Source organism: Paracoccus stylophorae, from assembly GCF_028553765.1.
Lineage (GTDB): Bacteria > Pseudomonadota > Alphaproteobacteria > Rhodobacterales > Rhodobacteraceae > Paracoccus > Paracoccus stylophorae.
Map to the genome: position 1 here is coordinate 273,874 of NZ_CP067134.1, position 21,786 is coordinate 295,659.

Genomic DNA, 21,786 nt, shown 5'->3' on the forward strand with positions numbered 1-21,786 from the left:
GTGGGAGCCAATCCTATGGCTGACCGTATTTTCGCCGGAATCCTGCTGGTCGTGACGCTGGCCTATGGCTTCATCGCCTTTACCGCCATCAGTGCGCCGTTTCAGTATGATCCGCTTGGGCCGGAAAGCTGGCCGCAACTCCTTTCGGTCATAGCGACGCTATGCATCCTGAAAATCCTCTGGAAGCCGGACACCAGAGGGATGGGTGTGGCGCGGAGCACGTGGTTCCGTCTGGTCGGGATGGTCATCCTGCTGATGATCTATGCGGAACTTTACGAATTTCTGGGCTTCATCGTCATGACCATGGTGTTCAGCACGGCAGTGGCGCTGATGCTGGGCGCCCAGACTTGGCGGGCCGTTGCGTTCGGGGTTTCCACGGGTGTTTTCGGTTATCTTCTTTGCGTGACTTTGCTGGACCTCAATCTGCCCTCGGGCGAGATATTTGAGAACATCCTTGTACAGACCGAAGGAACAAATTGATGGGCGACGTTCTCTCTGGTTTGGCGACGGGTTTTTCGGTCGCATTGGTACCCTTTAACCTGATGCTGGTGCTGATGGGTTGTTTTGCAGGCACGCTGATCGGTGCGTTGCCCGGCCTTGGCCCTATCAATGGTGTAGCAATCTTGCTGCCCATTGCCTACGGGCTTGGGTTTCCCCCCGAAAGCGCGCTTATCCTGCTGGCGGGCATCTACTATGGCGCGGAATACGGCGGGCGGATTTCTTCGATCCTGCTTAACGTGCCAGGCGACGCGGGCGCGGTGATGACCACCCTTGATGGCCATCCTATGGCGCGGAACGGCGAAGCCGGGCGGGCTTTGTCGCTGTCGGCTGTAGCGAGCTTCGTCGGGGGCACCATCGCGGTGGTCCTCATGTCGCTGTTTGGCCCGCTGCTGGCAGCCTTCGCTGTTACGTTCTCGCCTGCAAACTATGTGGCGCTCATGGTATTCGCCTTTGCATCGCTTGCTTCATTGGTGGGCAAGAGCGCGGTAAAGACGCTGCTCGGGTCGCTCATCGGGTTGATGCTCGCCACCATCGGGATCGATGCCAATACCGGCGTTCCACGTTTTACCTTCGGGGTGCCGGATATTCTTGCCGGGATCGATTTTCTGATCGTGGTTGTCGGACTGTTTGGGATGGCTGAACTGCTGCACCTCGTGGAACAGCAGGTCGCGGGCAAGATCAAAACGCTGCCGGTGGATAACAGCTTCGTCCGTCTAGCCGACCTTGCAGCCACGAAATGGACCGTCCTTCGCTGTTCACTGATCGGATTTTTCATCGGCGTGTTGCCGGGAACCGGGGCCTCTGTAGCGTCGGCTGTCGCCTACGGCACCGAAAAGCGGATCGCCGGAGAAAGCGGCAAGACATTTGGCACTGGCGACGTACGCGGCCTTGCTGCACCTGAGGCCGCCAACAACGCCGCCGCTGGTGGTGCAATGGTGCCAATGCTGACACTGGGCATTCCCGGGTCCGGGACGACCGCCATTCTGCTGGGCGCACTTCTCATGTTCAACATCCAGCCAGGGCCCCTTATGTTCACGCAACGCCCCGAGATTGCCTGGGGTCTTATTGCCTCGATGTATATCGGTAACGTCGCACTCTTGATCATCAATCTACCGCTTGTCGGCTTGTTCGCCCGGATGCTTACGATCCCGCAGCATTATCTGACACCGTTAATCGCGGTTTTGGCCTTTGTGGGGATTTATTCGATTGTCGGCAATCCATTCGACCTGTTCATGATCACTTGGCTGGGAATTTTTGGCTGGTTCCTGCGCAAGATGGACTTCTCGCTCGCGCCGGTTATCCTGGGCTTTGTGCTGGGCGGACTGTTCGAGAACAATCTGCGGCGGGCACTCTCAATCTCGGACGGCGACTGGCTGATTCTCGTAGAAAACTGGAAGAGCGTGATGCTCTACTTGCTCGCGGTTCTAATCGTGGTGCTGCCAATCTGGGCCGCACGCCGGGCGCGCGGTATGGCCGAGGGGGATGTCTAGCTGTTGATGCGACGCCAGCGACCACTCTGCAAGCCGACCTTGAGGGTTCGGTAAATCGGATGATGCAACTGACTCGGCGCGAACGCGTGGGCTGTTAGGCACCGCTTTTCTTGCCGTCATTCGTCTGGAATACGTATCATTGCCAGCCAAATGGTTGATCGCCGGCCTAGTCCCATAGACCGTCCTTATGTCATGACTTTTCTTTATCCTCTGGTGATCGCAGTTTTCGGTGCGGTTGGCGCGACTTGGCTCGGCCTGCCGGCGGCGGCGCTGTTAGGTAGTACGCTCAGCGTGTCGATTGCGGCGATCTTGCGCATGCCTGGATCGGTGCCTGGGCCGCTGCGCCACCTGGCCTTTACAGCCATCGGTGTGACACTCGGAAGCGGTGTGACGCCCACGATAGTTCAGGAGATGGTGCAATGGACCGGGAGTCTTGCCGCACTGTTTCTGACGGTGATCCTGACCATGGGGGCGTCGAGCCTCATTCTCGTGCGGGCGTTTCGCCAGCGCTGGTCAACCGCTCTCATGTCTACCTCGCCGGGTGCGCTGACCGTTGCTGTCAACCTTGCCGCCGATACCGATGATGACGTGCGCGCCGTCATCACCCTTCAGAGCGTCCGCCTGCTGGCCGTCACGCTGATGCTGCCCCCTGTCATCGGTCTGATCGAGCCGGACATGGTCGGTCGCATGGCAGCAACGACCACAGCCGTGGGATATGGTGCGGGCTTTGCGCTGATGCTGGGGGCCGCCGTGCTGGGCCTGGCTTTGACGCAGCTTCGCATGCCCGCGGCCTTCTTGATCGCAGGCATGATCCTCAGCGGAGCGGCGCATTATGCTGGGTGGGTTGAAGGCCGGCTGCCTACTGCCATGAATCTGGTCGGCTTCGCCGTGGCGGGTGCGGTGATCGGGACACGTTTCCGTAGTATCACATTGGCCGAATTCAGGCGTTCCGGCGCTGCGGCCGCCACCGTCTCGGCCATCGGGATTGGATTTAGCGCTGTGATATCCTGGGGGGTGGCGACAACTCTTGGCATGCCCTTCGGACAGGTCTGGGTCGCCTTCGCGCCTGGCGGAGTCGAGGCGATGGCCTCGATGGCACTCTCTTTCGGATACGATCCAATCTATGTCGCATCGCACCACATCTTCCGTCTGCTCGTCCTGCTTCTCGGCCTGCCTATCGCGATCCGGTTGGTGCTACGGTTGCAGGATCGAGGGTGAAAGTCGCCTCGACTTTCTGCCGGTGTAGGGTCGAGGCTCTTCCTCTCTAGTCCTCAGATCAACCCCCCCGAGTCTGCGAGCGGGCCTTCCGTGAAAACTTGCGCTTGAAGTTGCGCGGGCGCTTGACCGACGTCCCGGAGGGCTCTTGCCGAAATGTAGTGGCGTGACTGAGCGGGACGGCTTCATTGCGCTCTGGCAGGTCTTCGGCGGCAATGAAGTGGGGAATTTCGAAAGCTTCGCCGGAAAGCTTGTCCAGATCCTGAATGTTCATCCTGTCAGGGTGGCGGATCCCGAAGGACAGAACAACGACTACCGGTTCGCGCGTCCCGTCACGTTCACCCGTTCCGGACAAAAGAGGCGCGGCCGCATCCGCCTCTGTCGCCGCGGCTGCTTCGTGCCGGCAGCAAGGGCGCGCCTCCTCCCATGCGCGCCCTGCGTTTCTCTCCGATCAGAAAGGGCTGTCGGGGTAATAGAACTGCTCGGCGTTCTCGGGCGTGATCAACTGGCTGCCGATGATATAGCGACCTGCCATCGGCGCGTTCGAGACGAAGTGCAGCGCCGTCATCTCGATCGCGGATGAGATCAGGGCCGGCGGGTAGGTGACGTTGACGGGCAATTGCGGGTCGTTCTCCATGATCCGCTTGACGATGTCCTTCATGCCGGCACCGCCGACCACGACCATCTCGCCCTCGCGGCCGGCCTGCGCGATCGCTTCCAGAACGCCCACCGCCATATCGTCATCGGCCGCCCATACGGCGTCGATCTGCGGATATTTGGCCAGATAATCCTGCATCACCTTGAAGGCGTCGTCGCGATTCCAGTTGCCGTGCTGCATGTCGAGGATTTCCTTGTCGGACCCCTCCATCGCCGCCTGGAACGCCTCGACCCGCTCATTGTCGAGCGTCGTCGGGATGCCGCGCAGCACCACGATCTTGGCGCCGGGTTCCAGGTTGTCGCGGAAATACTCGCCCGCCACACGGCCGAAGGCGGTATTGTCGCCGGCGACGTAAAGATCCTCGATCCCCTCTTCCGACAGGCCACGGTCGACGACCGTCACGAATTTCCCGGCGGCCTTCACCTGCTTGACCGGATCGGTCAGCGGCTCGGATTCGAAGGGCAGGACCACGAGGGCGTCGATGTTGCGCGTCGCCAGCATGTCCTCGATATCGGACACCTGCTTTGCGGCCTCGCCCGAGGTCGACAGCACGAATTCGAGGTTCGGATAGACCTTGCCCAGCCGATCGATGGTGTCGCGCGCGTGCCAGTTCAGCCCGCCCATGAAGCCATGCGTCGCGGTGGGGATGGCGACGCCGATGATCTTCCTTTCGGCGTCCTGAGCCGTCGCCACGCTTGCGGCCAGCGACAGCGCCACTGCGGCCAGCGGCAGTTTCATCAGGTTTCGACGTTTCATTCCTGTTCCTCCCTTGTCACCGCTCATCGGCGGTGCGTTTCTCTCGCTGCAGAACGACGGCGAGCACGATGATGACGCCCTGGATCGCCCCGTTCAGATAGGGGCTGACCAGATCCGCCAGATTCAGGATGTTGTCGATCAGCGACAGGATCAGCACGCCGACGACCGTGCCCCAGACGCGGCCGGTACCGCCCTTCAGGGCGGTTCCGCCGATGATGACGGCGGCGATGGCCTCAAGCTCCCACAGCACGCCGGTCGAGCCCGAGGCCGATCCCAGACGCGGCACGTAGAGGATGGTCGCCAGCCCGACCAGCGCGCCCAGAAGCACATAGGTTTGCAGCCGGACCCGCGCCACGTCGACGGCCGAATAGCGCGCCACACGGTCGTTTGATCCCGTCGCTTCGACATGGCGGCCAAAGCGGGTGTGGCGCATCGTCCATTCGCCCAGAACGGCGACGATGGCAAAGACGATGATCGGCCAGGTGATCCAGCCGATCCCTCCGAAATAGACCGGGCGATACAGGGTCCGCAGCCCGGAATCGAGGCTGAGTGTCCCGCCGTCGGCAAGCCATGTGACCAGGCTGCGAAAGATCCCCATCGTGCCGAGCGTCACGATGAACGCCTCGATCCGCGCCTTGGTGACCAGTGCACCGTTCACGTAGCCCGCAAGCGCACCCCCCGCCAGCGCCACCCCCATGCCCAGCAGGATCGTCCCCCAGTTCGCCCCGGTGATCGGCGCCAGCGCGTTCATCGCCATGATGGTGATGCCCGCAATGAAGGCGGCCATCGACCCCACCGACAGGTCGATCCCGCCCTGCGTGATCACGAATGTCATGCCGACCGCGATCAACCCGATGAAGGCCGAGCGGGCCAGAACATTCGACAGGTTCGCCGGCGCAAGAAAGGCGGGGTTCAGCAGCGCCCCCAGGATGAACAGACCGATCAGTGCGATCAGCGGTCCCAGCAGGTGCAGGTCGATGCGTTTCATGCAGGCTCCATCCGGGCGTCCAGGCCCATGGCGAGGCGGACAATGGCCTCTTCGGTGATGTCCGCGCCCGAAACCTCGCCCGCGATGCGGCCCTGACGCATGACCAGCATGCGGTCGGCCAGACCCATCACCTCGGGAAGTTCGGACGAAATCACGATGACCCCGCGCCCCTGACGCGCAAGCTGGCGGACGAATTGATAGATCTGCTGCTTGGTGCCGACATCGATGCCACGGGTCGGCTCGTCGATCAGCACGATCCGAGGCTCGGTCAGCATGGTCTTGGCCAGAAGCAGTTTTTGCTGATTGCCGCCCGACAGTGCGCCGGCAGGCATGTCGGGCGAGGCCGCGCGAATGTCAAACTCGCGCGTCGCGTCCTTCATCGCCTGCGCCTCGCGCGCCCGGTCGATGCGAAAGCCGAAGCGGTCAAGCGCGGACAGCGTCAGGTTCTGGGTCAGCGGCTTGGTCAGCAGCAGCCCGGCTTCCTTGCGATCCTCGGTCAGATAGGCAATCCCCGCGGCCGCCGCAGCCCGGGTGCTGCCGATCCGGATCTGCTGCCCGCTGACCGCGATCCGGCCCCTCGCCGGGCGCAGCCCCGCAATCGCCTCGGCCAACTCGGTCCGCCCCGAACCCACCAGCCCGGCGATGCCCAGCACCTCGCCCCCGGCAAGGCGAAGGCTGGCGTCATGGACGGCACCCGGCACCGTCAGTCCCTGCACGGAAAGCAGTTCATCGCTGGTGACGGTATCCTTGGGGGGAAAGATATCGGTCAGCTCACGACCGACCATGGCGGTCGCCATGCTGTCCTCGGTCAGCTCTCCCCGGTCCGCGCGACGAACCACCGCGCCGTCGCGCAGCACCGTGATCCGGTCGGCAAGCCGCACCACCTCGTCCAGCCGGTGCGAACAGAACATCAGCGCGACACCGTCGGCGCGCAGACGATCGACCTGCGCGTAAAGCGCCTCGACCTCGCGATGGGTCAGCGCCGCCGAAGGCTCGTCCATGATCAGCACGCGCGCATCGCGCGACAATGCCTTGGCAATCTCGACCATCTGCCGGTCGGGCACCGACAGGTCGCGTATGCGGGCATCGACGGGAATGGGCGAATCCAGACGCGCCAGCAGCTCTGCCGCCGCGTCACGCATCGCCTGATGGTCAAGCCGCAGATGCCGGGTCCGCTCGCGGCCCAGGAAAATGTTGCCGGTCACGGTCAGGTCGGGGACCAGGTTGAATTCCTGATGGATGACAACCACCCCGGCTGCCTCGGCCTCGGGGCCGTTGCGGAACCGGACCGGGCGTCCGTCCAGCAGGACCTGTCCTGTCGTCGGCGCCAGATAGCCGCCAAGGATCTTCATGATGGTGGATTTGCCGGCCCCGTTCTCGCCGATCAGGGCATGGACCTCGCCCGCGTTCAGCGCCAGATCGACGCCGTGCAGGACCTCGACCGCGCCAAAGCTGCGGGTGACCGACTTAAGGGCGATGACGGGTGTCACAGTCGCACCTCGACCCAGGCCCCGTCGCGCGCGGCAGACGCCTGCGCGGCCGCGATGAAGGCCAGTCCCGACAGCCCGTCCGCCAGCCCGGGCACCCGTTCCAGCCGCGTCCCGTCGCCCCGGATGATTGCGGCAATATCGGCGTAAAGATTGGCGAACCCCTCCAGATAGCCCTCGGGGTGTCCGGGCGGCGTGCGAAACGACGCCGAGCGGTCCTGCGCGCGGGTCAGGATGCGCGACGGACCGTCCCGGGGCGCAAGGATCAGCCGCTCTGCGTCCTGCAGGCGCCAGTAGAGCGCTGCTTTGCTGCCGACGACGCGCAGCGACAGGTCGTTTTCGCATCCGATGGCGACCTGGCTGGCCCACAACCCGCCGCGCGCCCCCGAGCCGTAGCGCAGCGCGATCCGCGCGTCGTCATCGACGGCCCGGCCCGGCACCATGCTGGACAGTTCGGCCGACAGGGCAATGGGTGTGCGGCCGGTGACAAAGGCAGCAAGCTGCCACGCATGGGTGCCAATATCGCCGATCGCGCCCGCACCGGCCCGCGCCGGATCGGTGCGCCACTGCGCCTGCTTGGTCTCGACATTGTCGGCAAGCCAGCCCTGCAGATACTCTGCCTGCACCAGTCGCAGATTGCCAATACCGCCTTCGGCGACAATCGCGCGCGCCTCGCGCACCATCGGCATGGCGCTGTAATTATGGGTCAGGAAAAAGCGGGCGCGGCTGCGTCTTGCGGCCTCGGCAATCTCGCGGCCCTGTTCCTGCGTCGCCGCCAGCGGCTTGTCGCAGATGACGTGGATGCCGGCATCCAGAAACGCCACGGCGACCGGCGCATGCATGTGGTTCGGGGTGACGATGGCCACGGCGCGGATGCCGTCGGCGCGGGCCGCCTCGGCCTCGGCCATCTGTCTGAAATCATCATAAGACCGATCCAGCCCCAACGCGCGCGCCGACGCCGCAGCCCGTGCCGGGTCTGACGACAGCGCGCCCGCAACAAGCTGAAACTGGCCATCCATGCGGGCAGCGATGCGATGAACCGCGCCGATGAAGGCACCTTCGCCACCACCGACCATCCCCAGGGGCAGCGGCGCGTTCATGCCAGCCCCAGGGCGCGGTCTATGGCGTCGGCGTCCGCCTGCTGCGCCGCGAAATCGTCAAAGGCCATCGGCGTCACGGGAATGATATGCCGCCGCACAAAGGCTGCGCCTTCGCGTGCACCCTGCTGTGGATGTTTCAGGGCACATTCCCATTCGACGACAGCCCAGCCGGGAAAATCATGCTGCGCGAGCTTGGCGAAGACCTGCGCGAAATCAACCTGACCGTCGCCCGGACTGCGAAAGCGACCGGCCCTTTCGACCCATGGCTGGTATCCGCCATAGACCCCCTGCCGCCCGGTGGGCCGGAACTCGGCATCCTTGACGTGAAACATGCGGATCCGGTCGTGATAGATGTCGATATTTGCGAGGTAGTCCAGTTGCTGCAGCAGATAATGCGAGGGATCATACAGCATGTTCGCGCGCGGGTGTTTGTCCACCCGATCAAGAAACATCTCGAAGGTGATCCCGTCATGCAGATCCTCGCCCGGGTGGATCTCGTAGCAGATGTCGACGCCGTTCTCCTCGGCCAGATCCAACAGCGGTCGCCAGCGCGTCGCCAGCGTGTCGAAGGCGGTTTCGACCAGGCCCGGTGCCCGCTGCGGCCAAGGGTAAAGGTATGGCCAGGCCAACGCGCCCGAGAATGTTCCCATCGCGCTCAGCCCCAGAAGGCGGCTTGCGCGAACGGTTTGCGCCACCTGTTCCACCGCCCAGGCCTGACGCTTGGCTGGACGGCCGCGCAGGGCAGGCGGAGCAAAGGCATCGAAAGCGGTGTCATAGGCCGGGTGAACAGCGACCAACTGTCCCTGCAGATGCGACGACAACTCGGTGACCACAACGCCATTCTGCGCCGCGATGCCGAGGAACTCGTCGCGGTAGGTCTGCGAGTCCACGGCCCGGTCCAGATCGAACAGCCGCGTCTCTGCTGACGGGACCTGCACGCCTTCGTAGCCCAGCGAGGCCGCCCATGCCGTGATTGTGTCCCAGTCGTTGAAGGGCGCAGCATCCGATACGAACTGCGCCAGAAACAGCGCGGGCCCCTTGATCGTCCTCATCCCCGATCCTCCTCGCCTCCACCACAACCGATCCTGCAATCGATTACAAGAATTGATTTGCAAGCAGCGCAACTGCTTGCGCAGGCCGGGTCGACGGCCTTAGATCGTGCCATGATGGACGATGCGCCCGCTGATACCTCCGGCGATGCCGATCACGTCGCCTCGGGTGCCGGGCCGGCGCGTCTGACTGACGTGGCGCGTCACGCCGGCGTTTCGGTCGCCACGGTCAGCCGTGCGCTGTCGCGACCCGAGATGGTCACCGCAGCCACACGCGATCTGGTGCAATCCGCCGTTCGCGCCACCGGCTATCGCGTCAATCAGGCGGCCCGGAACCTGCGCAAGCAGCGCACGGGCGCGGTGGTCGCCCTGGTGCCGAACCTCGGCAATCCGTTCTTTGCCAGGATCCTCGCCGGGATGGGCGCAGAACTTGCCCGCGCCGGTTACGATCTTCTGGTCGGCGACACCATGGAAGAGGGTGGGCGGCACCGGGCGCTTGCCCGCTTTCTCGACCCGTCGCGCGCGGACGGGATCATCCTGCTGGATGGGCAGGTCACCGCCGATGATCTGGCCGCACTGCCCGACGCGCCCCCGGTCATCATGGCCTGTGAGTGGATCGACGATGCAGGACTGCCGCGGGTGGTTCTGGACAATGCGCTGGGAACCGAACTGGCGGCCCGTCATCTGGTCGATCTCGGGCACCGCCGCATCGGCTGGATCGGCGGACCGCCCGCGAATGTGCTGCATCTCGCGCGCTGCCGGGGCCTTGAGCGGGTGCTGGGGCATCTGCCGTCGGGATATCCCGGCGACTTCTCGGTCGCCTCCGGCGCCCGGGCCGCACGCATCTGGCTGGGCGAACCCGTCGACACCCGCGCCACCGCGATCCTGTCCTTCAGCGACGAAATGGCCGCCGGTTTTGTCGGTGAGGTATCGCGTGCGGGCGTGTCCATCCCCGCTGATGTCTCGGTCGTCGGCTTCGACGGCATCGATTGGGTGGCGCATCTGCCGGTGCCGCTGACGACGGTCCATCAGCCCAAGCGCGAACTTGGCCGCCGCGCGGCCGAGTTCATCATCCGGCGCATCGCCGGGGTCCAGCTTCCCGCCGAAGACGTTCTGCAACCGGACCTGATCATCCGCGCCTCGACCGGCCGCGCGCCTCGTTGATGCTTCGCGTTTTAGCGGGATACTGACGTAGAACTTAGCCGGCCATTGTCAGCTTCGTGGCGTGGGTAAGCCCGCAGATGCTTATATGCTGGGCGTTCGTTGTGCCTTCTCATCGTTCTGGGCCGGTCCGCGGCACAGTCTATTGACTAATTTGGTCGCGGACTGAAAGCTGATGATCGACACTGGGCGAACGGGGCAGGCGCTGGAAGTTCCCGGCCCGGACCGGATGAAATCAGGAGGATCTGTGATGCAGACGGGAAACGTTCTGGCCGCCCTTCTTCTGGGCGCAGCCCTGTCGCCGATGCCGGCTGTGGCCGGCGAGGTCACGATCAAACGCGACCAGTGGGGCATGCCCCATGTATATGGCTACACGGTCCATGATTTGTTCTTCGGTTACGGCTATGCGGTGGCGCAGGATCGGCTCTACTCCATGGACATGGCGCGGCGCAGCGCGACCGGGCATGTGGCGGCAGCATTGGGGTCCGAGTTTGTCGATTACGACAGAAAGATCCGCTCGGAATACTGGCCGGCCTCGATCCAGCAGCAGATCGACGCCGCTGCTCCGCAGGAAAGGGAAATCCTTTCAGGCTATGCCGCCGGCATGAATGCCTGGATCGACAAGGTCCAGGCCGAGCCTGACCGGCTGATGCCACAGGAATACACGGTGAACGGCTTCGAGCCGGAAGAGTGGACCGAGTTCGATGTCGCGATGGTGTTCATCGGCTCGATGCTCAACCGCTTTGGTGACTACAATACCGAGATCGAGAATGCCGCGCTGCTTGACGCGCTGATCGACGCGCATGGCGAAGAGACGGCGCAGGCGATGTTCGACACGCTTCTCAGCGTCGACGCCGAAGGCGCGCCGACGACGATCCCGGCGGGCGACTGGGATCCGTCGCAGCGCGACCGCACCAATCTGGACCTGCGCCCGATCAAGGGGGCCTCGATTTCAGACGAGGTGCTTCGCCAGATCGCGCCGGTGCCGCCGACGCTGGTCGCGGCAGACGGCACGACAATCCCGCGGGCCAGGTGGCGGGACGAATCCCTGCGGCTCATGGCCGCTCACGGACCGGCCGGCCTGCGCCTTGAGGCGGCGTCGAACCTTGCGATCCTCGGTCCCGAAAAGCTGGACGGCGCGCGGGCGGTCCTGCTGAACGGGCCGCAGTTCAACTGGTTCCGCCCGGCCTATACCTACTCCATCGCGCTTCATGGCGCGGGGTTCGACGTGGCGGGCAATACGGCACTGGGCTATCCTGGCATCATGTTTGCCCATAACGGGAAAATCGCCTGGGGCAGCACATGGGCGGCGGGCGATCAGGTCGACATCTTCCGCGAGACGGTAAACCCTGAAAACCCTGAGCAATACCGTCGAGACGGCGAATGGGTCGACATGGAAAGCCGCGAGGAGACGATCGAGGTCGCGGGCGGTGAGCCGGTCACCTTTACCGCCTACCGCACCGTGCATGGGCCGGTGATCGCCCGCGACCAGGACCAGCATACGGCCTTCGCCAAGAAACGAGCCTGGAGCGGGGCCGAACTTGGCACGCTATTTTCCTGGGTCGAGCTGATGAAGGCGCAAGACTATGATGGTTTTCTTGCCGCGCTGGAACGTTCGGCGGTCAACGTCAACAGCTACTTTGCCGATGCCGACGGCAATATCGGCTATCTGTTCGGCGGGTATTATCCGAAGCGGGCCGAGGGCCACGACACACGCCTGCCGGTCTCGGGCGAAGGCGGGATGGACTGGCAGGGCATCATGCCGTTCGAGACGAACCCGCATGTGAAGAACCCGTCCAACCACATGGTGCTGAACTGGAACAACCGCCCTGCCGAGGGCTTTCCAAGCCCGGACGAGCACTGGTACGGCTGGATGCCTGCCGACCGCGTCACCGTGATGTTCGACGCTTTCGATAAGAAGCAGTCCTTCACTGCCCAAGAGGTCTGGGACACGATGGTGGGCGAGGTCGCATTCGAGGATGTGAACGCGGGGCCGTTCATCCCCTTCATCACCGAGGCAGCGGCCGATCTGCCGTCCGGCGATCGGCGCCGTCAGCTTGCCGACCGGCTTGCCGAATGGGACCGGATGCGGCGCGACGATGACGGCGATGGTCGCTATGACGCGCCCGAGGTCGCCATCATGGAAACCTGGCTGGAAACGCTGCTGACGCAGATCTATTCGCGCGAACTGCCCGAGCCGTATGGCGACTGGTTTTCCTCTGCGGGCTATCCCGATCCCGACGCTCCGGGCGGGTCGGGCCAGAATATCGGGGTGGGCGCCAAGGTGCTGCACTATAATCTTCTCGGACAGGGGTACGATTTCCTTGGCGGCAACCCGCACGAGTCCATCCTCGCGGCGCTGGACCAGACAGCCGAGACGCTGACCGGGAAATATGGCGACGACCCCGAGGGCTGGCTCAGCCCGGTGGGCGTGATCCGCTATTCGCACGAGAATTTCCGCGGCATCCCGCAGACATTGTCCGAACGCGAAAGCGATACCGCCATCGCCATGAACCGCGGCACCGAGAACAACATGGTCGTGTTCAGCGAGGACGGTGTCATGAGCTTCGAGGTGGTGCCGCCGGGACAGAGCGGCTTCATCGCACCAGACGGCAGCGTGGGCGAAACCTATGACGATCAGGCGGCGCTCTACGAGGATCTCGACCACAAGCGCGTCTGGTTCACCGCCGCAGAGGTCGAGGAGAACGCGGTCTCGACAGAAGTCGTCGAGACCGAGTAGACCGGCGGAACGGCAAGCTGCCGTTGAGGTTGAACGATGCCTGAACAGGCGCTGCCGGCTGACGCGGAGTGCCGGAGGTCAGCGGCGCGTAAAGCGCAGCGCTCTGATGCCGCGAAGCGCCGTGTTACCGTTTCAAGGTCCAGCCATGACGGTCGGTCTCGCGCGTCATGGCTGCAGATCTCTCTTCGAGGCCCCAGAGGAGAGTATCTCAACTCTCTGCGCTGAGATCGGGAACGATCCGGTCCTGAGAGGATGATCGGCAGGTTCATCGAACGGTCCCGAGTATACGGCCGTTGCGTAAGATGGGTGACCCTTGAGAGAGGAAATTGGCATGCCTTGGTAGCTCACAGCGCCGGAACCGTTCACTGACTGGTGCAGAGCGTTTGCACTGGATTACCGTGCGGAACAGTGTCCAAATCCTTCGCTCGCAACCAGATTTACACGAGTTATCAATCGCTTAGTCGCCGCCCTCCGGGGCGGCGTTTGCGTTTCCACCGCCCGTGGAAGCACTGTGGAAGCAAGAGGGGCCGAAGTCATTCATGTTGCTTCGAAAAATCGAACTGCCCTTCACCGGCCGGCCTCGTCACAGTTCTAGACGCGCCGCGGCGTCGGTGCTTTCTGACCGTCAGCGAGTTTCTGCCTGGATCTGCAACTCCAACTCGTGGGCTTCTGACACGCCGAGGCTGACGAGGCGGCCAAGGATCGTTTCAATCCGACTGCGCGAAGGGTGAACCTGACGATACAGTGAAGGATCCTTGGCCGCCGCCGCTTCGAACCATTCAGTGATCTTTCGACCAATTTCGAGCTCATTCCACATTACACGGTCGCCATTCGTAACTTCGAGTCACGTCTCGACTGCGAACAGGAGGAGATCGAGATGCCGCGCGGTCGGCGCCATGTTCAAGGTGTTCACCGTACAGAGCGCGATGAAGACTGTAAGCGTCTGTGAGCCCAAGAGCTGAAGCCCATGCTGCCCTCGCCGCAGGCGATCAGCCGGATCGAGAAGACGGCCAAAGAACCGTTGGCGTGCCGCGACAGCCACGACTTCGCACTGCACCGCTTTTTCTGTCTCTACTGCAACGGAGCGGTTCGGTGTCTTGTCCGAGGGGCTTGCGACCACCGGGCAGATCGATATCGTCGCACGCGAGGTCTTTGACCTTGCGTTGGGGCTTTCGCCGTCATGAAGATCACCCACCCCCGGATCATGCTCAAGGCCGATGAAAGCCTGGCCGCCTTCGGGTCCTGCTACACATCCTCGCCACGGCTTTCGGCGATGAGCACGAGCTTTGCCTTGTGGCCGGTCGAAGAGGACCCGGCCCCGCTTGCGGTCGATCTCGCCAAGACGGTGGCCGACCGTCTCGAAGGCGCTGTTCTGCTGGCCGGAAACGATGTGGTCGCCGAGGGCGTCGTCGCCGCTGATGATCTTGACGGTGGCGCCGAACGCGGTCTGCGCCCTGCAAAGCCGCCGGGCGCCTTGGCGCGCGAACTGGGGCCTGCAAGGACGGCGCGGCTGATCGACGCCATCCGGCAGCGCCAGACCCACGGCGTCGAAGAGAAAAAGACGGCATGAACGGAAAGACGATCCTCGTCACCGGCGCCTCCAGCGGCTTGGGCCGGCACTTCGCGAAGATGCTGGCGGAATGCGGCGCAGAGGTGCTGTTGGCGGCCCGCAGCGACGCGGCCCTTGCCCGGGCTGTGGACGAAATACGCGCCGCGGGGGGGCGGGCGGAACGTTATACAATGGACGTGGCCGATGCGGCGTCGGTCGCGGCGGTGTTCGACGGCGCCGCACGACCGATAGACGTGGTCGTGAACAATGCCGGCATCACGTCGGGCAAGGCCGCGCTGAGCATCGACGCGGAAGAGTTCGGGCAGGTGATCGACGTCAACCTCAAGGGCGTCTTTCACGTGGCGCAGGCGGCTGCCCGCCACATGCAGGGGCGGGGCGGGGCGATCGTCAACGTCGCGTCGATCCTGGGTCTGCGCGTGGCGGGGGGGCGTCGCGGCATACGCCGCATCGAAAGCGGGCGTGGTGCAGCTGACCAGGGCGCTGGCGCTGGAATGGGCGCGCTACGACATCCGGGTGAATGCGCTGTGTCCCGGCTATATCGAGACCCCGCTCAACCGCGACTTCTTTGCGACCGAAGCGGGACAGAACCTGATCCGCCGCATCCCGCAGCGGCGCCTGGGGCAGATGTCGGATCTGGACGCGCCATTGCGGCTGCTGTGCTCCGATGATGCGGCCTACATGACCGGCGCGATCCTTGCGGTTGACGGCGGTCATCTTTGTTCCAGCCTGTAAGGATGACCATGGATTTCACCATCTCCCCCCGCATCGAGGATTTCCGGCGCCGCATCGCCGATTTCGTGGACGACCGCATCCTGCCGCTCGAATCCGATCCGCAAGCTTATGACGCGCACGAGAACATCGACCTTGCGCACCTGACGGTCCTGCGGGATCAGGCCAGGGCACAGGGATTGTGGTGCCTTCAGCTGTCGCCCGAATATGGCGGGCAGGGTCTTGGCCGGGTGGGAATGGCCGTCTGCTACGAAGAGATGAACAGATCCGTTTTCGGCCCCGCGGTGTTCAACGCGGCGGCGCCAGACGATGGCAACATGATGGTCATCGAAGCCCTTGGCACGGACGAGCAGAAAGACTGGTTCCTGCGCCCCGTGGCCGAGGGGCGGGTGAGATCGGCGTTCGTCATGACCGAACCGGACCCGGGCGCGGGGTCGGACCCCGGCATGACGCAGACCACCGCCACGCGGGAGGGGGGCGATTACGTGATCCACGGCCGCAAGTGGTTCATCACCGGGGCCGAGGGCGCGGCGCATTTCATCCTGCTTGCGCGAACGTCCGACGACCCCGGGCGCGGCCTGACCTGCTTTCTGTTTCACCGCGATCAGCCCGGATGGTCGATCCTGCGCCGCATCCCGATCATGGGTCCGGAAGAACACGGCGGCCACTGCGAACTGGCGTTCGACGGGCTGCGCATTTCCGCCAGAAACGTGGTGCTGGCCGAAGGACGTGGCATGAAGGTCGTCCAGACCCGCCTGGGCACGGCGCGGCTGACGCACTGCATGCGCTGGCTCGGTCTGGCAAAGCGCTGCATGGAGATCGCGGCCGAATATGCTGCGCGCCGTGAAGGCTTTGGCATCCGTCTTGCCGACCGTGAAAGCGTGCAGATCGTGATGGGAGGGCTTGCCGCCGACATCGAGATCGGCCGCCTTCTGGTCATGAAAGCGGCGTGGGAACTGGATCAGGGATCATTTGCCCAAAAAGAGGTGTCCATGGCCAAGATCCATGTGGCCAATCTGCTGCACCGGGCGGCGGACGCAGCCATCCAGATCAACGGCGCGAGGGGCTATTCCAAGGATACGGTGGCCGAATGGATCTATCGCTATGCCCGTCAGGCCCGCCTGGTCGATGGCGCCGATGAGGTGCACAAGATGATCCTCAGCCGCAGCCTCGCCGCCGAGGGCCGCGACTTCTGGCGTTGGGATGTCGCGCCGGAGCGTGCGTCGTGACGTCGGCCGCAGAACCGTCCGCAGATTTCGCGCCCGAACGATTGGAAGCATGCCTGCGAGAACGCTTCGGCTCGGGATCGCTGGAGTTGCAGCGCATCAGTGGCGGGCAGTCCAATCCCACCTATTTCGTGACCTTCGCCGGACGCCGGATGGTGCTGCGCAAGCAGCCCGCGGGCGAGATCCTGCGCGGCGCGCATGCGATCGACCGCGAGTTCCGCGTGATGCGGGCATTTGGCGCGACCGATGTGCCGGTGCCCCAGACGATCCTGTATCACCAGGATGCGGAGTTGCTGGGAACGCCGTTCTACCTGATGGAGCGGGTCGAGGGCCGTGTCTTTTCGGACGCACGCCTCCCCGGCATGGCACCGGCGGAACGGCGCGCGATCTATCTGTCGATGGCGGAAACGCTGGCACGCCTGCATGGTAAAAGTCCCGACGAGATCGGTCTGGCCGGTTTCGGCCGCCCCGGTGATTATTTCGCGCGTCAGCTTCACCGCTGGACCAGCCAACTCGCCGCATCCAGCTTCGCCGGCAATGCAGTGCTGAACGACCTTGCCCGCCAGGTCGCCGAGTTGCTGCCCGAGGATGACGGCCTGATCTCGATTGCGCATGGCGACTTTCGCCTTGGTAACCTGCTTTACCACCCGGACGAGCCCAGGGTCGTCGCGGTCCTCGACTGGGAGCTTTCCACCATCGGTCATCCCTTGGCCGACCTGGGCTTTGCGGCGATACCATGGCATTCGCAGCCCGACGAATTCGGCGGCCTCCTTGGGCATGTCAGCGAAGGCATTCCGACCGAGGCCGAGTTTTTCGCGGCCTACCGGACCGTCCTGCCGGCGGTGCCGCCGCCGTCCGTCTTCCACATCGCCTTTGCCCTGTTTCGCTTCGCCGTGGTCTTCGTGGGCATCGCTGACCGAGCCGCGGCGGGCAATGCTGCCGACCCCGAGGCGGCCCGGTATGCGCCCTTGGCCGAACGGTTCGCGGTCCGCGCTCAGGAACTGCTTGCCGGGCGAGCACATGCGCCACATGGCTGAAACCATGCACATGGCATTTCCTGGTGTCCAGCAAGCGGCTTGACCCTATCGACATGAGGAACGAGTCGGCACCGCTATCACCCAAGACACAGGCTTGTCCTGCCGTCAGAATACCGAAAGCTGGCACAAAATCGCCAATGCCGTCCTCGATGACGCAAAGATTATCGCCGGCTTCACGGCAGGATCACCGCGGTACCAATCGGCCGGTTACAACAGGGCCTTCTGGGTCCACTCTATCGCGTGTGCCCGCGCGAGACGCGCGAGGCAGGTCTGCGGGCCTGACGCTCTAATCGAAGCGCTCTGCATCCTGGGCGGCATACATCGCAACCGCTCTTTCCGTCACCGCATTCTCACGCAGTTTTTCCACAATCTCGGGAAGTCGGTTTGCGGGAATGGCGGCCGTCATCTCGTTGTTGTTCATCCCGGTTCGCACCCGGCTCAACATGCAGCCCACGCTCACCGCGACGTCGTTCGCTTCCTTGGCGATCGCCACGATGTGGCACTGCGGCTTTCCTTCAAAGCGCACACCGTCGATGGCGTCGTCGATAATCATGGCCTGTTTGGCGTTCAGGCGCAGGAAGATGATTTCGGGGTCGCCCGCGAAATCGGCGACCGGGCCGTAAGTGACAGACTGAGGGCGCTCCTTGACGGTGGCGATTCCTGGAACATCGGCCTCGCTCACCCAACCGGAGGAGAAGAGCGCGGCGACGTCATCATTGCCCGCCACCTCATCGAGACGCTTGAAGCCGTGCGTGTAGCTTCCGACGCTGCAATTGGCATGGTCGGCTGCGACGGTCGAAAAGACGCGGGTCGCGGCCTTGTTCCAGAAGACGCATCCGGCCGATACCGCTCCGGTTCTTCCATCCGCGGCGGGAGGAGGGTAGACAGCCTGATAGCCGGGAACTCCGATTTCGGCCCTGAACGATATGCCCAGCGGCGGAGATGCGAGGCGCAACAGATCGGACAGTTCCGCGGCAAGGGCTTGCAGGGACGTCATGTAAGCTCCTGGATTGACGATCAGACGTGGCGCCACCGCAGCAGCCAGTGCTCCAGCCGGTCCGCCATGACGAAGAGAACGAGAACGAAGACCATGATCAGGAAGATCAGCGCCATGGTCAGCGCCGCATTATAACTGCTTTGAGCAAAGGAAAGCAGATAGCCCAGACCCCTGCTGGATGCCACGAATTCACCGACGACCGCACCGGTGAAGGCAAAGCCCACCGCGACTTTCAGGTTTCCCATGATCCAGGCAATGACCGACGGGATATAGACCTCACGCAAGAGGGTCCCGCGTCCCCCGCCAAGCGTGCGAACTCTTTCGACGAGTCGCACATCCACCTCACGAACCCCGCTGTAGACGGCGAAAAAGATCAGCACGGCGACAAGAACAATGCTGATGGCGATCTTCGAGCCGAGACCGATGCCGAACCAGATGATGAAGAGCGGCGCGAGGATCACCCGGGGAATGGCGTTCAAGAGGATCATGATCGGCTCGAGGATGTCCGCCACCGGGCGAATCAACGCACCCCCGAAACCAAGCAGGGCCCCCAGGATGAGGCCGAGAACCAGGCCGGCAAGTGCTGCGGTTGCCGTGGCGGCAAGATGGTTCCAGATCGAGCCTTCCGCAAAGAGCTGAAAGAGTGCCGCTCCGATCTGGCTTGGCGGCGGCAGATAGAACGGGTCGATGTATCCCTGCCGGCTGAGCAGTTCCCAGAGAAGAAGCATGACCACGAGTGACGTCCCCTGCCGCAGCCATTTTTGCGATTTCCAGAGGTTCAAGCGCCGCCCCCATCAACGTCGACTTCGTCCCACAGATCGTCCCAGATGCGCTGAAGGAGCGGAGCGAAGGAGGGGTGGCCCCGGACGTGTATCAGATCACGAGGCCGCGCGATCCTTACCTCGTATCGGCTGCGGATCAGAGCGCGCGGCCCCCGAGACAGGAGGTAGATCGTGTCCGAAAGCGCTTGCGCCTCTTCGAGATCGTGAGTGACCAAAAGCACGGTGATCTTTTCCCGCTCCACCCATTCCAGAAGTTCCTGTGTCACCCTGTGCCGCACGATCGCGTCGAGCGAAGCGAAGGGTTCGTCCATCAGGAGCAGCTTGGGCCGGAGCGCAAGGACCTGCGCTAAAGCGACGCGCTTCCTTTGGCCGCCGGAAAGCTGGCGCGGGTAGCGCAAGCCAAAATGCGCCAGCCCGAGTTGCGAGAGCCACTGGTCAGCTTCCGCGCGGGCCTCTGCCCGGCTCTTCCCCCGCAGCCTGAGACCCAGCGCCACGTTGTCTTGCGCCGTTCGCCACGGCAGCAGGGCGTCGTCCTGGAACAGGAAGCCCATGTCTTCGAGCGATACGAACCGCTCGACCGTTCCGCCGGCTGGCGCGTGCAGCCCGGCAATTGCCCGAAGCACCGTGCTCTTGCCCGAACCGGATGGGCCGACGAGGCTGACGAATTCGCCTTCCCTCACCTTCAGGGATGCGCCCGCCAGCACCGGCTCGGCGCCGCCATAACTCATGACGAGGTCGGTGATCCGGATCACGACCCTCTCGCTCCGGCTCCCGACCGGAGCAGCCGCCGTGTCGGAACGCGGAAAGGCCTTGCGCGGGTCTTCCGGATCGGTCTGAGCCGCCTCAACCCGCTGCATTTCAGTCATGCAGGCACGACCTCGGTGTCCAGAAGGACGCCGAGATCCACGCTGGCAGTCAGTGACCCGCTGGAGCGCAGCGCATCCACGACGCGCTGGCACGCCTCGACGTCGATGGCCACGGATTCGGGGTAAAGCGATGCCCGATACTGCGCAATGATCTTCTCGAACTGCGCTCCTTCCCCTCCCACGAGCAGTTCCGGGGGAATCGCCTGCCGCAGCCGCGACACCGGCGCTTCACGCTGAAATTGCAGACCCGTCTCGAGGGCTCGCGCAACGGCCTGCATCTCCTCAAGGCGCTCATCGCGCTCTTCGGCACGATAGGCGACGCCCATGAACTCGTAGGGCCCGCCCAGATACCGATCGGCATCTTCTATCTCCATCGCGTTGAAGAGGATGCGTCCGCCAGCGGCGGCGATCAGCGTCAAGGCCGGCTCCTGAACCATTCCGGCGGCAACCTGCCCCCGGCGCAGCGCCTCGAACATGTTCGGCCCAAGGGCTGCGAACTGGATGGTCGACGGATCGGCGCCGGCCTGCGTCAGGAGGAAGAGCATCAGCGTGTGGTCGGCGTTGCCGAGGCCGGAGATCCCGACCGTCTCGCCCTCGAGATCCTTGAACGAAAGGATGGTTTCCACCTGGTCGGGCGCCACCGCAAGGGCGAAAAGAGGCAGACGGCCGGTGGTCGCAAAGCGGCGTATACCCGCCCCGTTGGCAAAGGCCTGAACGGCGACGTCGAACGAGGTGGCCGCGTAATCGACGGCGCCGCCGACCAGGGCCTGCATGGCGGCATTTCCGCCCCGGGTGTAAACCAGTTCGACCTCAAGACCCTCGCGCGCGAAGAACTCCTCGGCCCGGGTGACCTCGTAAGGAACGACGCAGAGAAGCTGGCTGCAGAAGGCAAGCCTGATGGGGGTTCCCTGCGCACGGCTGCTTGTCGCTCCGGCGGCCATAGACAGGCCGGCCACACCGGCCGCTCCCTTGATCAAGGATCTGCGCGAGATCCCGTCGGGATCGGGGCCGCCCAGATAAAGGTCGAGCTTGCTCTCCTGGCAGCACCGCATGGTCGTGATCCCCTGATAAGCGTGATCGAGTATGGCTGTTACCCACGCGGCTGTCAAACAACCGGGTTCCCTCGCTGACGATCTGGTCCGCTTCCGCGATAACTTGGGATACCGCGCGGCAAGCCGCAGCAAGCTGCCTTCATCGCCTCGTTCACGGGGCGCCTGCGCGACGCGATAACCGTTCGGCAGAGGCCGCGGACGCTGGCGGCCCTTGGGTCGTGGCTTTGGGATGGCTGAGCCGCCGGGCCGATTTTCCGCAAGCTGGTCAAGGCGCTCGTCGATCCTGTCGGTCCGTGCATCCTCGGGATCGAATGTTCCACCCACCAGCGGACCATAACCTCGTGTTCTTCGTGATCACATTTGACAATCTGGCGATGGGCCG

At 63.9% G+C, this 21,786-nt stretch carries 20 protein-coding genes and 1 pseudogene; 10 read left to right on the top strand and 11 right to left on the bottom strand.

All coding sequences use genetic code 11. The annotated features are described in order from the left end of the window. Positions 1 to 15: 15 nt before the first annotated feature. From JHW45_RS01345 to JHW45_RS01355, 3 genes are all read left to right on the top strand, one after another. The gene (locus tag JHW45_RS01345) at positions 16 to 480 is read left to right on the top strand and encodes a tripartite tricarboxylate transporter TctB family protein (protein WP_272859175.1); all 465 of its coding nucleotides are present in this window, start codon (positions 16 to 18) and stop codon (positions 478 to 480) included. After that, the gene (locus tag JHW45_RS01350; protein WP_272859176.1) at positions 480 to 1,991 is read left to right on the top strand and encodes a tripartite tricarboxylate transporter permease; all 1,512 of its coding nucleotides are present in this window, start codon (positions 480 to 482) and stop codon (positions 1,989 to 1,991) included. Before JHW45_RS01345 ends, JHW45_RS01350 begins: the two co-directional genes overlap by 1 nt. 192 nt (positions 1,992 to 2,183) lie before the next feature. Then, entirely contained in the window at positions 2,184 to 3,209 is a 1,026-nt protein-coding gene (locus JHW45_RS01355; RefSeq protein ID WP_272859177.1) for an AbrB family transcriptional regulator, read from the top strand. Positions 3,210 to 3,657: 448 nt separating this feature from the next. On the opposite strand, the gene JHW45_RS01360 is transcribed toward JHW45_RS01355, so the two are convergent. The 5 genes from JHW45_RS01360 to JHW45_RS01380 are packed head-to-tail and all read right to left on the bottom strand — an operon-like array spanning position 3,658 to position 9,247. Further along, a complete protein-coding gene (locus tag JHW45_RS01360; RefSeq protein ID WP_272859178.1) occupies positions 3,658 to 4,620 on the bottom strand; it encodes an ABC transporter substrate-binding protein in 963 nt (320 codons plus the stop codon). A gap of 16 nt (positions 4,621 to 4,636) precedes the next feature. Then, positions 4,637 to 5,608: an ABC transporter permease gene (locus JHW45_RS01365; protein WP_272859179.1), complete on the bottom strand. Its 972-nt coding sequence runs from the start codon at positions 5,606 to 5,608 to the stop codon at positions 4,637 to 4,639. Continuing rightward, positions 5,605 to 7,098 (bottom strand): sugar ABC transporter ATP-binding protein, encoded by a 1,494-nt coding sequence (locus tag JHW45_RS01370; protein WP_272859180.1) that lies wholly within the window; start codon positions 7,096 to 7,098, stop codon positions 5,605 to 5,607. Before JHW45_RS01370 ends, JHW45_RS01365 begins: the two co-directional genes overlap by 4 nt. Further along, a complete protein-coding gene (locus tag JHW45_RS01375; RefSeq protein WP_272859181.1) occupies positions 7,095 to 8,195 on the bottom strand; it encodes a Gfo/Idh/MocA family protein in 1,101 nt (366 codons plus the stop codon). Before JHW45_RS01375 ends, JHW45_RS01370 begins: the two co-directional genes overlap by 4 nt. Beyond that, positions 8,192 to 9,247 carry a sugar phosphate isomerase/epimerase family protein gene (locus JHW45_RS01380; protein WP_272859182.1) on the bottom strand — a complete coding sequence of 352 codons (1,056 nt, stop codon included), beginning with the start codon at positions 9,245 to 9,247 and terminating at the stop codon, positions 8,192 to 8,194. The genes JHW45_RS01375 and JHW45_RS01380 overlap by 4 nt, the downstream gene beginning before the upstream one ends. Before the next feature lie 111 nt (positions 9,248 to 9,358). Here JHW45_RS01380 and JHW45_RS01385 point away from each other — a divergent pair, with 111 nt between their 5' ends. Next, on the top strand, positions 9,359 to 10,408 hold the full coding sequence (locus tag JHW45_RS01385; protein ID WP_272859183.1) for a LacI family DNA-binding transcriptional regulator: 1,050 nt from the start codon (positions 9,359 to 9,361) through the stop codon (positions 10,406 to 10,408). Between the two features lie 247 nt (positions 10,409 to 10,655). Continuing rightward, positions 10,656 to 13,145, top strand: coding sequence for a penicillin acylase family protein (locus JHW45_RS01390; RefSeq protein WP_272859184.1), 2,490 nt, complete (start codon positions 10,656 to 10,658; stop codon positions 13,143 to 13,145). A 625-nt stretch (positions 13,146 to 13,770) separates the two neighbouring features. Here JHW45_RS01390 and JHW45_RS01395 read toward each other — a convergent pair. Both JHW45_RS01395 and JHW45_RS01400 read right to left on the bottom strand, forming a co-directional pair. Beyond that, positions 13,771 to 13,962 carry a hypothetical protein gene (locus JHW45_RS01395; protein ID WP_272859185.1) on the bottom strand — a complete coding sequence of 64 codons (192 nt, stop codon included), beginning with the start codon at positions 13,960 to 13,962 and terminating at the stop codon, positions 13,771 to 13,773. Between the two features lie 27 nt (positions 13,963 to 13,989). Then, the gene (locus JHW45_RS01400; RefSeq protein WP_272859186.1) at positions 13,990 to 14,340 is read right to left on the bottom strand and encodes a hypothetical protein; all 351 of its coding nucleotides are present in this window, start codon (positions 14,338 to 14,340) and stop codon (positions 13,990 to 13,992) included. Here JHW45_RS01400 and JHW45_RS01405 point away from each other — a divergent pair. From JHW45_RS01405 to JHW45_RS01425, 5 genes and pseudogenes are all read left to right on the top strand, one after another. Next, complete coding sequence (locus JHW45_RS01405; RefSeq protein ID WP_272859187.1) at positions 14,326 to 14,715, top strand: hypothetical protein; 390 nt, start codon at positions 14,326 to 14,328, stop codon at positions 14,713 to 14,715. The two genes, JHW45_RS01400 and JHW45_RS01405, sit on opposite strands and share 15 nt — an antisense overlap. A gap of 59 nt (positions 14,716 to 14,774) precedes the next feature. Then, a pseudogene (locus JHW45_RS01410) lies at positions 14,775 to 15,080 on the top strand (SDR family NAD(P)-dependent oxidoreductase); the annotation flags it as partial. A 94-nt stretch (positions 15,081 to 15,174) separates the two neighbouring features. Beyond that, on the top strand, positions 15,175 to 15,447 hold the full coding sequence (locus JHW45_RS01415) for an SDR family oxidoreductase (protein WP_272859188.1): 273 nt from the start codon (positions 15,175 to 15,177) through the stop codon (positions 15,445 to 15,447). Positions 15,448 to 15,455: 8 nt separating this feature from the next. Next, the gene (locus JHW45_RS01420) at positions 15,456 to 16,673 is read left to right on the top strand and encodes an acyl-CoA dehydrogenase family protein (protein WP_272859189.1); all 1,218 of its coding nucleotides are present in this window, start codon (positions 15,456 to 15,458) and stop codon (positions 16,671 to 16,673) included. Next, positions 16,670 to 17,707 carry a phosphotransferase family protein gene (locus JHW45_RS01425; protein ID WP_272859190.1) on the top strand — a complete coding sequence of 346 codons (1,038 nt, stop codon included), beginning with the start codon at positions 16,670 to 16,672 and terminating at the stop codon, positions 17,705 to 17,707. Before JHW45_RS01420 ends, JHW45_RS01425 begins: the two co-directional genes overlap by 4 nt. 286 nt (positions 17,708 to 17,993) lie before the next feature. Here the strand turns inward: JHW45_RS01425 and JHW45_RS01430 are convergent, their stop codons facing one another. The 4 genes from JHW45_RS01430 to JHW45_RS01445 are packed head-to-tail and all read right to left on the bottom strand — an operon-like array spanning position 17,994 to position 21,404. Then, complete coding sequence (locus JHW45_RS01430) at positions 17,994 to 18,704, bottom strand: DUF169 domain-containing protein (RefSeq protein ID WP_272859191.1); 711 nt, start codon at positions 18,702 to 18,704, stop codon at positions 17,994 to 17,996. A gap of 20 nt (positions 18,705 to 18,724) precedes the next feature. Continuing rightward, complete coding sequence (locus JHW45_RS01435) at positions 18,725 to 19,486, bottom strand: ABC transporter permease (RefSeq protein ID WP_272859192.1); 762 nt, start codon at positions 19,484 to 19,486, stop codon at positions 18,725 to 18,727. After that, entirely contained in the window at positions 19,483 to 20,352 is an 870-nt protein-coding gene (locus JHW45_RS01440; protein ID WP_272859193.1) for an ABC transporter ATP-binding protein, read from the bottom strand. Before JHW45_RS01440 ends, JHW45_RS01435 begins: the two co-directional genes overlap by 4 nt. After that, complete coding sequence (locus JHW45_RS01445; protein WP_272859194.1) at positions 20,349 to 21,404, bottom strand: ABC transporter substrate-binding protein; 1,056 nt, start codon at positions 21,402 to 21,404, stop codon at positions 20,349 to 20,351. The genes JHW45_RS01440 and JHW45_RS01445 overlap by 4 nt, the downstream gene beginning before the upstream one ends. Positions 21,405 to 21,786: the final 382 nt, after the last annotated feature.

Excerpts from the sequence above, each read along its gene's own strand:
- JHW45_RS01385 (WP_272859183.1), top strand. The coding sequence starts at position 9,359 with ATGATGGACGATGCGCCCGCTGATACCTCCGGCGATGCCGATCACGTC.
- JHW45_RS01430 (WP_272859191.1), bottom strand. The coding sequence starts at position 18,704 with ATGACGTCCCTGCAAGCCCTTGCCGCGGAACTGTCCGATCTGTTGCGC.
- JHW45_RS01440 (WP_272859193.1), bottom strand. The coding sequence starts at position 20,352 with ATGACTGAAATGCAGCGGGTTGAGGCGGCTCAGACCGATCCGGAAGAC.
- JHW45_RS01365 (WP_272859179.1), bottom strand. The coding sequence starts at position 5,608 with ATGAAACGCATCGACCTGCACCTGCTGGGACCGCTGATCGCACTGATC.
- JHW45_RS01345 (WP_272859175.1), top strand. The coding sequence starts at position 16 with ATGGCTGACCGTATTTTCGCCGGAATCCTGCTGGTCGTGACGCTGGCC.
- JHW45_RS01375 (WP_272859181.1), bottom strand. The coding sequence starts at position 8,195 with ATGAACGCGCCGCTGCCCCTGGGGATGGTCGGTGGTGGCGAAGGTGCC.
- JHW45_RS01445 (WP_272859194.1), bottom strand. The coding sequence starts at position 21,404 with ATGCGGTGCTGCCAGGAGAGCAAGCTCGACCTTTATCTGGGCGGCCCC.
- JHW45_RS01390 (WP_272859184.1), top strand. The coding sequence starts at position 10,656 with ATGCAGACGGGAAACGTTCTGGCCGCCCTTCTTCTGGGCGCAGCCCTG.
- JHW45_RS01405 (WP_272859187.1), top strand. The coding sequence starts at position 14,326 with ATGAAGATCACCCACCCCCGGATCATGCTCAAGGCCGATGAAAGCCTG.
- JHW45_RS01355 (WP_272859177.1), top strand. The coding sequence starts at position 2,184 with ATGACTTTTCTTTATCCTCTGGTGATCGCAGTTTTCGGTGCGGTTGGC.
- JHW45_RS01360 (WP_272859178.1), bottom strand. The coding sequence starts at position 4,620 with ATGAAACGTCGAAACCTGATGAAACTGCCGCTGGCCGCAGTGGCGCTG.
- JHW45_RS01420 (WP_272859189.1), top strand. The coding sequence starts at position 15,456 with ATGGATTTCACCATCTCCCCCCGCATCGAGGATTTCCGGCGCCGCATC.
- JHW45_RS01380 (WP_272859182.1), bottom strand. The coding sequence starts at position 9,247 with ATGAGGACGATCAAGGGGCCCGCGCTGTTTCTGGCGCAGTTCGTATCG.
- JHW45_RS01395 (WP_272859185.1), bottom strand. The coding sequence starts at position 13,962 with ATGTGGAATGAGCTCGAAATTGGTCGAAAGATCACTGAATGGTTCGAA.
- JHW45_RS01350 (WP_272859176.1), top strand. The coding sequence starts at position 480 with ATGGGCGACGTTCTCTCTGGTTTGGCGACGGGTTTTTCGGTCGCATTG.